This is a genomic window from Dyella sp. SYSU CM1112 (assembly GCF_058216415.1).
The window spans coordinates 412,552-425,664 of the sequence record NZ_JBZEGI010000001.1 but is presented as its reverse complement, the minus strand read 5'-3'; the positions used below and the strand labels follow the sequence as shown (position 1 = coordinate 425,664).

15 protein-coding genes are annotated in these 13,113 nt (G+C 58.4%); 4 read left to right on the top strand and 11 right to left on the bottom strand.

Going from position 1 to position 13,113, the window contains the following annotated elements; all coding sequences use genetic code 11:
- Positions 1 to 3: 3 nt before the first annotated feature.
- The 10 genes from AC4HNJ_RS02125 to AC4HNJ_RS02080 all read right to left on the bottom strand — a co-directional run bounded on the left by AC4HNJ_RS02125 (position 4) and on the right by AC4HNJ_RS02080 (position 9,021).
- Positions 4 to 2,325, bottom strand: a complete 2,322-nt coding sequence (locus AC4HNJ_RS02125) for a DNA internalization-related competence protein ComEC/Rec2 (RefSeq protein WP_490477866.1) — start codon at positions 2,323 to 2,325, stop codon at positions 4 to 6.
- Positions 2,326 to 2,446: 121 nt separating this feature from the next.
- Positions 2,447 to 3,154 carry a lipoprotein-releasing ABC transporter ATP-binding protein LolD gene (gene lolD, locus AC4HNJ_RS02120; protein ID WP_490477865.1) on the bottom strand — a complete coding sequence of 236 codons (708 nt, stop codon included), beginning with the start codon at positions 3,152 to 3,154 and terminating at the stop codon, positions 2,447 to 2,449.
- Positions 3,147 to 4,391: a lipoprotein-releasing ABC transporter permease subunit gene (locus tag AC4HNJ_RS02115; protein ID WP_490477864.1), complete on the bottom strand. Its 1,245-nt coding sequence runs from the start codon at positions 4,389 to 4,391 to the stop codon at positions 3,147 to 3,149. Before AC4HNJ_RS02115 ends, lolD begins: the two co-directional genes overlap by 8 nt.
- A gap of 156 nt (positions 4,392 to 4,547) precedes the next feature.
- A complete protein-coding gene (locus AC4HNJ_RS02110; RefSeq protein WP_490477863.1) occupies positions 4,548 to 4,970 on the bottom strand; it encodes a protein YgfX in 423 nt (140 codons plus the stop codon).
- The gene (locus AC4HNJ_RS02105) at positions 4,942 to 5,190 is read right to left on the bottom strand and encodes an FAD assembly factor SdhE (protein WP_490477862.1); all 249 of its coding nucleotides are present in this window, start codon (positions 5,188 to 5,190) and stop codon (positions 4,942 to 4,944) included. The genes AC4HNJ_RS02110 and AC4HNJ_RS02105 overlap by 29 nt, the downstream gene beginning before the upstream one ends.
- 193 nt (positions 5,191 to 5,383) lie before the next feature.
- A complete protein-coding gene (locus AC4HNJ_RS02100; RefSeq protein ID WP_490477861.1) occupies positions 5,384 to 6,166 on the bottom strand; it encodes a succinate dehydrogenase iron-sulfur subunit in 783 nt (260 codons plus the stop codon).
- Between the two features lie 21 nt (positions 6,167 to 6,187).
- A complete protein-coding gene (gene sdhA, locus AC4HNJ_RS02095) occupies positions 6,188 to 7,975 on the bottom strand; it encodes a succinate dehydrogenase flavoprotein subunit (RefSeq protein ID WP_490477860.1) in 1,788 nt (595 codons plus the stop codon).
- Positions 7,976 to 7,980: 5 nt separating this feature from the next.
- Positions 7,981 to 8,376, bottom strand: coding sequence for a succinate dehydrogenase, hydrophobic membrane anchor protein (gene sdhD, locus AC4HNJ_RS02090; RefSeq protein ID WP_490477859.1), 396 nt, complete (start codon positions 8,374 to 8,376; stop codon positions 7,981 to 7,983).
- The gene (gene sdhC, locus AC4HNJ_RS02085) at positions 8,373 to 8,768 is read right to left on the bottom strand and encodes a succinate dehydrogenase, cytochrome b556 subunit (protein WP_490477858.1); all 396 of its coding nucleotides are present in this window, start codon (positions 8,766 to 8,768) and stop codon (positions 8,373 to 8,375) included. Before sdhC ends, sdhD begins: the two co-directional genes overlap by 4 nt.
- Before the next feature lie 85 nt (positions 8,769 to 8,853).
- Entirely contained in the window at positions 8,854 to 9,021 is a 168-nt protein-coding gene (locus AC4HNJ_RS02080) for a DUF1674 domain-containing protein (RefSeq protein WP_490477857.1), read from the bottom strand.
- 117 nt (positions 9,022 to 9,138) lie between these two features.
- On the opposite strand from AC4HNJ_RS02080, the gene ygfZ reads away from it, so the two are divergent.
- Positions 9,139 to 9,942, top strand: a complete 804-nt coding sequence (gene ygfZ, locus AC4HNJ_RS02075) for a CAF17-like 4Fe-4S cluster assembly/insertion protein YgfZ (RefSeq protein ID WP_490477856.1) — start codon at positions 9,139 to 9,141, stop codon at positions 9,940 to 9,942.
- 440 nt (positions 9,943 to 10,382) lie between these two features.
- The gene (locus AC4HNJ_RS02070) at positions 10,383 to 10,817 is read left to right on the top strand and encodes a cell wall hydrolase (RefSeq protein ID WP_490477855.1); all 435 of its coding nucleotides are present in this window, start codon (positions 10,383 to 10,385) and stop codon (positions 10,815 to 10,817) included.
- Positions 10,818 to 10,901: 84 nt separating this feature from the next.
- Here AC4HNJ_RS02070 and AC4HNJ_RS02065 read toward each other — a convergent pair whose 3' ends face one another.
- A complete protein-coding gene (locus AC4HNJ_RS02065; protein ID WP_490477854.1) occupies positions 10,902 to 11,375 on the bottom strand; it encodes an outer membrane lipoprotein in 474 nt (157 codons plus the stop codon).
- Positions 11,376 to 11,739: 364 nt separating this feature from the next.
- Here AC4HNJ_RS02065 and AC4HNJ_RS02060 point away from each other — a divergent pair, with 364 nt between their 5' ends.
- Together AC4HNJ_RS02060 and AC4HNJ_RS02055 are read left to right on the top strand one after the other, a co-directional pair.
- Complete coding sequence (locus tag AC4HNJ_RS02060) at positions 11,740 to 12,504, top strand: TatD family hydrolase (RefSeq protein ID WP_490478089.1); 765 nt, start codon at positions 11,740 to 11,742, stop codon at positions 12,502 to 12,504.
- 76 nt (positions 12,505 to 12,580) lie between these two features.
- Positions 12,581 to 13,105, top strand: coding sequence for a MarR family winged helix-turn-helix transcriptional regulator (locus AC4HNJ_RS02055; protein WP_490477853.1), 525 nt, complete (start codon positions 12,581 to 12,583; stop codon positions 13,103 to 13,105).
- Positions 13,106 to 13,113: the final 8 nt, after the last annotated feature.

Here is a 13,113-nt window from a genome sequence, read left to right as displayed (position 1 = left end):
GCGTTATTCCCGCCAGTAACGGCGTTCCAGCAAGCGCCAGCGCGCCACAACATAAGCAGGTGCCTGGGCCGGGAAATTAACCTGAATCGCGCCGTCGAGCGCCGTATTGAGCACCGGTACACCGGCGGCCGCATAACGTCGCAAAACCTCGGGACGCGGATGACCAAACCGGTTCTTCCAGCCTGCCGAGACGATGGCCAGCCATGGCCTTATCTTCGCAATGAAGCCTGCGCTGGAAGAATGCTTGCTGCCATGATGGGGCACCTGCAAAACCGGCCTTGGACCCACCCCCATCGCAGCAGCAACCAAAGGTTCGACATCCATCGCAATGTCGCCGGTGAGTAACAGGCGACCAGCAGTCCCTTGAATCAACAGCACACATGAGTGGTCGTTCGCCGACTCTTTTGCATCCACCTTGTCGGGGCTCAGCACGCGAAAGCGCACGTCGTCCCACATCCACTGCTGTCCTGCAAAGCACTGCGTCATCGACAGCGTTGCCAGCGGTGCACGATCAGGCTCGCCTGCATAACGGCGCGCGGAGGGAAAAGCTGCGGCGACTGCCGCAGCTCCCCCAGCGTGATCGTTATCGGCATGACTCACCATCAATACATCCAGCCGATTGATGCCGAGCGCGTGCAGCGAAGGAACCACGACGGCTTCACCAAGATCGAACCCCGAGGGATAGCGAGCCCCGGTGTCGTAGACCAATGCGTGGTTTTGCGTGCGCACGATGATGGAAAGTCCCTGTCCTACGTCAAGCGTCCAAGCCTGGAATCCACCTAATGCCGGCACATGCCTTATCGGCCATGCCAGGGGCAGGAACAACAGCGTACCCAGCCAGCGCAACGGAACCCCGCGCGGCATAAATAGCCATATCGCGCCGAGCGTTGCGAGCATCAACGCCCACGGTCGCACGGCCGGCAAAAACCAATGCGCCCCGGGCCATTGCGCCGTTCGCTCCAGCAACCACCACTGCGCATGCGCCAACCACGCTGCACATCGGAGTACTGGCGTCGCAAGCGGTGGGCATATCAGCAGCAAAACCAGCCCTGCTAAGGCCGCCGGCACGATGACAAAACTCACAAATGGCACGGCAAGCAAATTGGACAACGCACCGACCAATGAAGCCTCTCCAAAAAACCACATCGTGAGTGGCAACAAGGCAACCGTCATCACTAATTGCCCTAACGTCAGCTCATGCAGGAATGCTCGAAGGCCACGTCCTTTCGTATCAAGACATAGGATCAAAAAACCGACACCGACGAATGACAACCAAAACCCTGCCTCCAACACCGCCAACGGATCGACCAGCAGGATCATCATGAGCGTGAGCGCAAGTACATGCCCGGCTCCCGTCGCACGGCGGCAACATCGTGCAAGCGCTACCACCGCGATCATCAGTACGGTACGGACCGTAGGCATGCCGAAGCCAGCAAGCCCTGCATATATCAAGGCGAAAACCCAAGCCGATAGTGCCTGCGCCGGCACCCGCGCCCACTGCAACGCCAGCGCAGGCCACAATCCATATAAGGCATTGCAGAGCAAGACGCCGAAAACCGCGGCAACGCCCACATGAAAGCCGGAAATGGCGATCAGGTGTGAAACGCCATTGGCTCGGGCCACATTCCAATCCTGATCGGTGAGTCCGCGTGTATCGCCTACCGTGAAGGCGCGCAACAAGGCAGCGTCATGCGGATCGCTGACGCGCGCTTCGATATCCTCGGCGAGAGACGCGCGCAATCGATCAATGCACCATGTCGATGCAAACGAACCCGCATGTCCCTGTTGTACATATCCGACCGCAACAATCCCTCGCACGAGCGCACTGCGTTCACCATCAAAACCACCAGGGTCAATCATGCCGCGTGGCCTGCGTAAGCGCAGTTCGAGATTCCAACGCGTACAAGGCTGAAGTTTCGCTGGCGATTGGCCGTACCAGCTTATTCGCGCCAGTCCCCGCCAGGACACGTCTTTTTGGCCAAGCTTTGCCCGTTCGATACGGAACAAAAAAGAGGTCGCATCGCCTCTTGGCTGCGCCAAGCCTTCAACCCTGCCGGTTACATGGAACACCTGCTCTTCCCACGCTCTTGGCAGACGCCCATCCATGGCGATATGACCTCGCCACGCCGCCCAGGCGAACCCCAACAGGGCAACAGCAAGCCAGCGCATGCACGGAAACCGCCAGACCAAGACAAACGCGCCTATCAGTAACGCGGCGATGACCCTAGATGAAGGCAGCGCCGGGAGCCACTGGACGATCAGCCCCCCTCCCAGCAACGCAATCGCGGCAAGCGTCGCGCTCGGCCACATCCGTGTTTGACGCATGTTGTCGACCCGGTTCGCAAAGCGTCGACATTAGCGAAGGACGATATTCAAGCCTGTAGGACGCGGACTCTCCAGCTTGAAGGAAACAAACGCTTACGGCGTAGGGTTGTGCCCCGGCCAGTCAGGGGCGTTCTCGCAATTCGCCGTTGTGTAATTCCAGCGTGCGATCCATCCGCGCAGCCAGCCGGCTGTCATGCGTGACCAGGATAAAGCTGGTACCGATTTCACGGTTGAGTTCCAACATGAGCGCGTAGACCTGCGCTGCGTTGTCCTCGTCCAGATTACCGGTGGGCTCGTCGCCCAGCACGCACGACGGGCGTGTGACCAAGGCACGCGCCACCGCGCAGCGCTGGCGCTCACCGCCCGAAAGCTCCGACGGCTTATGCGAGAGACGCTGCCCAAGACCCACCCTCTCCAACAACACTTTTGCGTGTTTCTGCGCCTCGGCTATCGAGGTGCCTCGAATCAATAAGGGCATGCAGACGTTTTCCAGCGCAGTGAATTCCGGCAATAGGTGGTGGAACTGATAAATGAAACCAAGGGACCTATTGCGCACCCGGCCGCGGTTGGCATCGGAGAGTTTGGAAAGCGCTTGCCCCTCCACCTCTACTTCGCCACCGGACAACGTATCCAAACCGCCGATGATGTGCAGCAGCGTGCTCTTGCCTGAACCGGATGCGCCGACAATGGCCAATGTTTCACTGCGCTTGAGCGTGAAGTTCACGTCAGTGAGCACCGTGGTGTTCAGATCGCCGTCCTCATACGTCTTGGCGATATGGCTGCCGCGCAGCACGATGTCCGTTGAAGTATTCGCAGTGGATTTATTCATAACGCAACGCCTGTGCCGGTTGAGTGCGCGAAGCGCGCCATGCGGGATAGAGCGTCGCAAGCAGGGAGAAAAGGAAGGTGATGATGGCCACCCACGTCACATCATGCCAATCAAGCTTGCTGGGCACTTCACTGATGTAATAAACATCCGGCGACAAGAACGTCACGCCCGTAACGTGTTCGATCCATTTCACGATGCCGGGCAAACGCCACGACAACAGTGATCCCAGGGTGACGCCCAAGCCGATACCGACCACCCCGACCAGCACACCCTGCACCATGAACATGCCCATGATGCTGCGCGGCGTCGAGCCCAAGGTTCGCAAGATGGCAATGTCGGCCTGTTTGTCAGTAACCAGCATCATCAGCATCGAGATGAGATTGATTACCGCCACCAGGATGATCAGCGAAAGAATGATGAACATCACATGCTTCTCCATCGAAATGGCGGAGAAGAAATTGGCGTGGCTATCCATCCAAGTGGTGACTTCGTAGATTTGCCCCAAGTCATTGGCCAGATCTTTTGCCACTGGGCGAGCGTTATACAAATCATCCAGTTTCAGCCGGATGCCGGTAGGGCCATCGATCTGCTTGAGCTTTTCCGCGTCCTGCATATTGATCAGGCCGAGTCCGGAATCGAATTCCTCCATGCCCATTTCAAAAATGCCGCTGACCGTGAACCCGCGCACGCGTGGCACGGCTCCGAACGGTGTCGCACGTAACTCAGGCACGACCATGGTGACGTGGTCACCGACATTGACGCCGAGCTGCAGCGCAAGATCCTTGCCGAGAATGATGTTCCAGCTCTTAGGAGTAAGCGAATTGAACGATCCGGCAATCATGTGCTTATTGATCACCGAGACATCCGGTTCCTGCGAGGGCTCGATACCGCGCACGATCGCACCGCTGGAACGCTGACCTTGCAGGAAAGACTGGATCTCTACGTAAGGGGCCGCCCCCCTCACGTGCGGATTGGCCCTGACCTGCTGCATGGCGAATTGCCAGTTCTGCAGGCTTTCGCCGGGCAGCCCCGAAACGGTCGCGTCGGAAATGGCGCCCAGGATGCGCGAGCGGAGCTGGAAATCGAAGCCATTCATCACCGACATCACCGTGATCAAGGCCATCACGCTGATCGTGATGCAGATGATCGACACAGTAGAAATGAAGGAGATGAACTGGTTGCGCCGTTTGGCGCGGGTGTAACGCAGGCCGATGAAAAGCTCGAGCGGTCGGAACATGGGGGCTTCGCTTATAAGTTCGGGTGACAGGCCGCCCGAAGCCGGATGATCGCCGATCATCACGGTTCCATTGGACCATGCCGCGCGCGCAGAGTGCCCGAAGCCGGACGCGTCGACAACCTTAAGCGCCTGCGCCCAGACCGCACAGGTTAAGGCTTACACGGCTGCCGTTTGCAGAACGGCAAGCCGCATGCGCAAACGGCGACGGATATCGGCGTCGCTATTGTCCGGTACGAGCCACAGCGTGAGCTTGCCATAGCGATCACTAGCGAGCCTCAACAGAACGCAATCCCGCAGCACGCGAAAGGACAGCAGCATAGCAGCGTCATCCCCACCATCCAGTCCCCGTAACGTCCAGCCACTCTGGCTGCCCCAGCCGACCGCATGGATGGGCAGTCTCAGCCGATGCACGGCGCGGCAACACCCCGCTACCGCCATTGCTATCAGCAAGACTCGCAACGATCCCGGCATACCTGACGCCAGAACGGCGCACAGTGCCGAGCACGTGATGGCGATACATAGCCACTTCACCCAGCGCGAGGAGCGGTATTCAAAGCCGATGGCTGGCGCGGATGTCATCGATGATCACTTGCCAATCCGCGCGAGGCGGACGGGCATGACCCATCACCCAGTCCCACAGGTCGGGATCCTGTACGTCCAGCAATTCATCGAAAGCCTGACGCATGGCCTCATTCGCGGCCGGGAAAGCGTTTTCCAACCATCCACCCAGAAGAGCATCGAGTTCGCGCGTTCCACGTCGGGCACGCCAGCGAAGACGTTTGATACGAGCCTGATCCATTGAGAAAAAGCGCGCGTAGCGCCTCCTTCGTCGCCGCTCCCCTTCGAGGAGAGGGTTGAGGTGAAGGGCTGGAGTCCACCCGAGTTTCGATCAAAACATGCTTCGATTCGACAGCAATGCGAGAACTGTCCGTGGCCTGCCTCTCCGCTTTGCGGAGAGGCAGGCCACGTCACCGCACACGGCAGTGACATAGTTAGGCCGAGCGACGCTCCACGATCAATTTCTTGATTTCCGCAATCGCCTTCGCCGGGTTCAAACCCTTCGGACAGGTGCGTGCGCAATTCATGATGGTGTGACAGCGGTAGAGCTTGAACGGATCCTCAAGATCATCCAAGCGCGCACCCGTGTCTTCGTCTCGCGAGTCGACAATCCAGCGATAAGCCTGCAGCAAGATGGCCGGCCCCAGGTAACGATCACCATTCCACCAGTAGCTCGGACAACTGGTGGAGCAGCATGCACACAGGATGCACTCGTACAACCCGTCAAGCTTCTTGCGATCTTCCGGCGATTGCAGGCGCTCACGATCGGGTGCCGCGCTCTGCGTACGCAGCCATGGGCGGATCGATGCAAATTGCGCATAGAAATGCGTCAGGTCCGGCACCAGATCTTTCACTACCGGCATGTGCGGCAAGGGATAGATTTTCACATCCCCCGCTGCGCATTCCTCAATGGCCCTGGTGCAGGCTAGCGTGTTGGTACCGTCGATATTCATCGCGCAGGAACCGCAGATGCCCTCTCGGCAGGAACGACGCAGCGTGAGTGTAGGATCGATCTCGTTCTTGATCTTCAGCAGTGCGTCCAGAACCATCGGTCCGCATGCAGCAAGATCGACCTCATAGGTATCGATGCGCGGGTTCTGACCATCGTCCGGAGACCAGCGATAGATACGGAACGTGCGTGGTTTCTTCGCGTCCTTCGCCGGATAGTGCTTACCCGGCTGGATCTTGGAATTCTTGGGTAGCGTGAACTCGGCCACGATTGCCTCTCCAGTCGGTATTTAGTAAACGCGCTTCTTCGGCGGGACAACTTCGACGTCACCGGTCAAGGTGTACATATGCACCGGACGGAAATCGAAGCTGGTCTTGCCGTTTTCATCGACCTTCACCAGGGTGTGCTTCATCCAGTTGTGGTCGTCGCGGTCGGGGAAATCTTCGCGGGCGTGCGCGCCGCGGCTTTCGGGGCGCTGTTCGGCCGAATGCATGGTGGCCACGGCCTGGCCCAGGAGATTGGAGAGCTCCAGCGTCTCGATCAGGTCTGAATTCCAGACCAGCGAGCGGTCGCTCACCCGCACATCCTTGAACGAATCGTGGACCTCGGAAATCTTCTTCGAACCCGCCTTGAGCGTTTCGCCGGTACGAAACACTGCCGCATCATCTTGCATAGTGCGCTGCATATTCATGCGGATTTTCGCCGTCGGAGTGCCGCCGTTGGCGTTGCGCAGGCCATCGAAACGGGCCAGCGCCTGGTCCAGCGCACTGGCCGGAAGGTCCTTATGGGCAGTACCGGGCTTGATGAGCTCAGCGCAGCGATGCGAAACGGCGCGGCCGAATACCACCAGGTCCAGCAGCGAGTTGGAACCGAGACGATTGGCGCCATGCACCGATACGCAGGCCGCCTCGCCGATCGCGAACAGGCCCGGCACGACGGCATCGACATCGTCGCCCTTCTTTTGCACCACTTCGCCGTGGTAATTCGTCGGAATGCCACCCATGTTGTAGTGGACTGTAGGCAGCACCGGGATCGGCTCCTTGGTGACGTCCACGCCGGCAAAGATCCGTGCCGATTCGGCAATACCGGGCAGGCGCTCGTGAATCACCTCAGGACCGAGGTGCATCAGGTTCAGGTGCACATGATCCTTGTGCTCGCCCACACCGCGGCCTTCGCGGATTTCCACCGTCATGGCACGGCTGACCACGTCGCGCGACGCCAGATCTTTCGCGCTGGGTGCATAGCGCTCCATGAACCGCTCGCCCTTGGAGTTGGTGAGATAACCGCCTTCGCCGCGCACACCTTCGGTGATCAGGCAACCCGCGCCGTAGATGCCGGTGGGATGGAACTGCACGAATTCCATGTCCTGCAGCGCAAGCCCGGCACGCAATACCATGCCGCCGCCATCGCCCGTGCAGGTATGGGCCGAGGTCGCGCTGAAGTACGCGCGGCCATAACCACCCGTGGCAAGCACCACCGCCTGGCCGCGGAAGAAATGCAGCGTTCCCTCGTTCATGTCGAGGGCGAGCACGCCGCGGCACACACCCTCTTCATCGAAAATCAGATCGATCGCGAAGTATTCGATAAAGAACGTGGCGTCATGGGCCAGCGCCTGCTGATAAAGCGTATGCAGGATGGCATGACCGGTACGGTCCGCCGCGGCACAGGTACGCTGCGCCGTGCCTTTGCCATAGTGCGTGGTCATGCCACCAAATGGGCGCTGATAGATGCGTCCATCTTCCGTACGCGAGAACGGTACGCCGTAGTGCTCGAGCTCAAGGATCGAAGGAATGGCCTCGCGGCACATGTATTCGATCGCATCCTGATCGCCCAGCCAGTCAGAACCCTTGATGGTGTCGTAAAAGTGAAACCGCCAATCGTCTTCGCCCATGTTGCCCAGCGCCGCAGCGATACCGCCCTGCGCCGCTACGGTGTGCGAACGGGTGGGAAACACTTTGGTAATGCACGCGGCCTTAAGTCCCTTTTCGGCAAGACCGAATGTGGCACGCAATCCTGCGCCACCGGCACCTACCACGATCACGTCGTACTTGTGCTGCTGAATTTTGTAAGCTTCCATCGAACTCAGGCTCCCAGGGCGATGCGCAGCACAGCCAGCGTGCCAGCCAGCACGCTCAGCACCGCGAGGAACTTAATCGCCACCAGAAGGAAGATTTCCTTCCAGCGGGTATGTACGTAATCCTCAATGACAACCTGCAAGCCAAGCACGGCGTGCCAGAACATGCTGATGAGGAAGGCGATCAAAAGAATGGTGTTCCATGGTTTCGCGACCACGGCGCGGGCCGTTGCATAGTCCGCGTGCAGCAGATTGGTCACCAGCATCACGAACCAAAGCCCCAGCACGATCAGGCCGACGGCGGTCACGCGCTGCGTCCACCAGTGGCCTACCCCAAACTGGGCCGACCCCAATCCACGAGCTCGCTTCAGCGGATTCCGCAAATCTTTTGCGTTCGCACTCATGCCGCACCTCCGGCCGATAATACGTAGGCCCATACAATCAAGGTCAGCACGAGGCTGCCAATGATCGAGAGCCAGCTGGAACGCACGAATTGGGCGATGGCATAGCCTGCGCCGGCATCCTGCACCAGATGGCGAATGCCATTGCAGAGGTGATAAAAAAATGACCAGGTCCAGCCGATCATCACGATCATGCCGAGCGGACTGCCGAGGCAGGTCCTGAATTGATTGAAAGCATCTTCGCCCGCTGCCAAAGCAATCAGGCCCCAGATGATGATCAGGGTGCCTACGGCCAAAACGATGCCGGTAGCACGATGCAGAATGGAGGTCACCATCTGCACTTGCCACTTATATATCTGTAGATGGGGTGAGAGCGGTCGTCGCGTGTCTGCCATGGCGGCTATCCTGGAGTGGAATCGCTGATACCCATCACCCGCTCTCCGCTCCATCTCCACGACGCTGCGCAAATCGCGCAGCCGATCAGAAGTCGATGCAGCGTCCGTTCTTTTCCCAATCGCCGTAGCGCGTGGGATCCGGAGCCGGTCGCGCATCCTGGTCCTTTCCCTGCACAGGCGAAGCGGGCATCGTGCCGCGCTCGGTCTTTGCGGGTTCGGGGCTGGCAACAGGTTTGGAGGACGTGTCGGGCATGGTTCGTATCGCTGAAAGCGTAATACTTGCCGCATAGCGGCACAACCAGTTGACGGATGGCGCCGACCCATGCAGATACCCTTGCGGCGGCCCCTTGCCGCCCCCACACCTGCGCGCATGTCGACATTCCTTATTGCTCAAGCCATCTTCCTCGAAGGCCCTGATGCTGTAGCGTTCGCGCACAGCCAGTTCACCAGTCAGGTTACTGCTCTTCCAATGGGCCGCTGGCAGTTCAGCAGCTGGCTGGATGCGCAGGGTCGTGTGCGCCATCTATTCCATCTGGCACGCATCGAGGAAGAACGTTTGCTGGTGATTTTGCGCGGTGGAACGGCGATAGATTTCATCGATTCGCTGCGCCGTTTCGTATTCCGCTCGCGCGTAAAGTTGTCGGTGGCCGAAGGCTCTCTCGCCGGCGGATCACCCTTGGCTTTGCATCACATTGAAGTCCACGACGGCGTTATAAGTTTTGGTTGCGGATCGCACGCGATGTTGTTCGGCGCAAACGTCCATGGTGATGATGCATGGCGACTCGAACAATTACGTGCCGGATGGCCATGGCTGACAGATACCGTACTAAACGATTTGCTTCCGCCCGCTTTGTCGTTGCATCGGCTTGGCGCAGTCGCCTTGGATAAAGGTTGTTATCCAGGACAAGAGATCGTCGCACGATTGCATTATCGCGGCGGTAATAAGCGACATCTGCATCGGATCGAATTATCGAAGTCCGTCGAAGATGGATCACCGCTGCAGCGTGATGGCCGTGAGTTCGTGCGATTGCTCAACATCATTGCGCATGAAGAATATGTGGAGGCGCTTGCTGTTATCGCAGACGACATCGCGAACGATATTGCACAGCACACAGAAAATATCAGCGATGAGAACATTGCTGTCCTAAAACTTCTAAACACTTGGCCGGATTGACGTTTACATGATGCAGGGCATGCCAATATCGTAAGCGGAACGTGAATCGAACCGGCCTGGCACTTGCAAAGACAAACGAGCCCCACTAGATTCCGGCAGACTTTTTCCGACACCCACCTGCCCACAGGGTGTCGACATACGCGACGAACCGGAGGGGTCCGGATCGGCGCGACCCGGTAGAAAGACCGCCGGAGTACAACTCGCCATATGCGCGAACACGCTGCATCGAAGTGCCTCAGGCACGCGGCGTAATTGCCAAAGTTTCCCCGGTCAGCATCGGACGTGCTGGTCGATCCCGCCGCATTTGCGGTTAAAACGTGCTTGCGCCTCGAGTTTCGACGTAAGCAGAGATCCAGATGGAACGGCCTGCCCGCCCGTCCATCGCAATGGCGTCAAAGCATGCATGTGGTGCTTTGACGTACAGCAAATTGGAGGCAGATATGAAACTTTCCATGTTGTTGTGGCTTATGTCCGTACTGCCCCAACCGCTCGCAGACCAGACTTGCCTGGCGACCACTGTGTACCTGGAAGCACGCAGCCAGTCGACGGTCGGTCAAATGGCCGTGGCAGAAGTCGCCATGCGTCGACGCGAACGCGGACAATGGGGCGGCACGGTGTGCGACGTCGTGAAATCACCGCATCAATTTGCGCTCACCACGACATCACCCAATCAAGAAATCGACAATGTTGCGGCATTCCAGAAAGCGTGGGACATCGCCGGCAAATCGATCCAGAATTGGGATCTGCCTGTCGACGAGCGCCGCATCTTCGTACCTCACGCGGATCACTTCGCTTCCGTATCGATAACGCCGACGTGGTCGCGCAACCATAGCGCCATCACTATTGGTGATCACAGATTCTATTCGATCAACTAGTAACCAAGATCACGCATCATAAAAAAGGCCCTCTTTCGAGGGCCTTTGTTTTGGACGTCTAGACGTCCTTTTATGCAACCAAGATTAGCGCGGATAGACCTGGTTATTGCTGATAACCACGTAATCTCCCGGACGCACGCCAGGATTAGGAATCTGCGTTACCGTCGCGTACTGGCCGTTATCGAGGCGAACAACGATCTGCCACGCTGGAGTAGTGGTTCCGGGCTGACTATTCGCTTGTCCAACCCTGTTACCCACCGCGCCGCCCACTACCGCACCGCCAACAATCGCTGCCGTATTGCCGCGGCCATGACCGATAGTGCTGCCCAAAAGACCTCCCGCAACCGCACCAATCACCGTGCCGATACCGCTGTTATTGGTGCCCTGTTGCTGGATATAGATCTGCTGGACCTGCTGCACTACGCCACAACTCTGGCAGCCGCGGTAGCTGTAAGTCGTCTGGCCCTGGTAAACCGGTTGCGTTTGGCAGCCTGAAAGAGCAGCGACAGCCACCAACAATGCGGCTACCGCGCCGAAATTAACTGATTTAATTTTCACGACGACCTCCTGAAATTGATCCGTTGCGCATCAGACACAGCGATAACGCCTCGCCCCACCCTGACGCGATTGCCTGGACCGTGATCCACGCAGGTGTGCGACTTCATCCGTTTTATTACCACGCCACGTCATGGCTACCGATCTTACCGCCGACATTCTCAACAAAGCCGCAACGGAGAAACTGACAAGACCTTGCGCTTGCCCACCATCACGCCACCCGGCATCCGCACTCTTTAGCCATGACTGGCTCATCCGGGGGGCCTGCCCCTGCTCCATAGCACCCCACCCGAACCACCGTCACACATCCCCGGCACATCGACACACGAACTAGGCCAATGGCGCCCGATGACGCATCATGGCAATCATGCAACTACTCGCCGACAGTCACGTACATCTGGATGACGAACGCTTTGATGAAGATCGCGAAGCGGTCATTGATCGCGCTCGAAATGCAGGCATAACGCTGCAGGTCGTTCCTGGGGTGGATGCCACCAGCTGGCCACGCATTCATGCCCTATGTACACCGGGAAGCGGCCTTTTCCCCGCTTACGGCTTGCACCCTATGTTCATGCATCAGCACCGCCCGGAACACATCGTCGCTTTGTCCCACTGGATTGAGACACGGCATCCCGTTGCGGTCGGTGAAATCGGCCTGGATTTCCACGAAAAAGAGCAGGATGCGCAGAGCCAGCGGACCTATTTCCAGCAGCAACTAGCCATGGCCAAGGATTTCGATCTCCCTATCATCGTGCATGCACGCGCAGCGATGGACGAAGTCATCATGACGCTGCGCCGCATGGGCGGCTTGCGCGGGGTGGTGCACAGCTTCTCAGGCAGCCAGCAGCAAGCTGAACAACTATGGAAACTGGGGTTTTATATCGGGATTGGCGGCCCGGTCACCTACGCCCGCGCACAGCGCTTGCGTCGCATTGTCACGGCGATGCCCATCGAACATTTGTTGCTTGAGAGTGATGCGCCGGATCAGCCCTGCTCGTCCCATCGCGGCCAACGTAACGAGCCCGCCTGTATCACGGAGGTCCTGCATTGCATTGCACATCTACGCAATGAGGACCCCAGATCCGTGGCCGAAGCAACCACCGCAAATGTAAAACGCCTTTTCGCCATCTAGGATCGTTCCGGCACTTGCAAATCGCGGTTGTTACATTGCATCCTTTTATTCCATCAATGAAATATGCATCAGTGAAATGTCCTTGATCGACCAAATCAGGATGCTCGACGAAGGTGTCGCGGGCGTGCGCAGGCTCATCCCCGAAATGCCGAAGGATGTGTCGATGTGCCGGATGCTGGTGCTCATCAGTGAGCGCTTGCAGGCCGAACTCGAACACAAACTCCATCCGCACAAACTCAACGACAGTGAGTTCCGCACCTTGATCACGCTGTTTTCGCGACCGGACGGCACATCCACGCCAGGCGAGATCTGTCTATTCACGTCACTAGGCGTCACCAATATGACGCGCATCGCCAATGCCCTGGTCAAGCGCGGACTGATCACGCGCGGTCCCAGCACCGAAGATCGGCGTCGCGTGGTCATGCAGATCACGCCGGCCGGCCGACGTTTCGTGCAGAAAATCCTGCCCTCCATGTTTCCGCGCTTGCAACTCATCTTCGACGGTTTCAGCAAGACCGATTGCAGCAACCTGAATCGTCTGCTGCGCAAACTCGCCAACAACCTCAGCCAACTCGAACACGCAGCGGGTGATCCCTCATGAGCTTCACT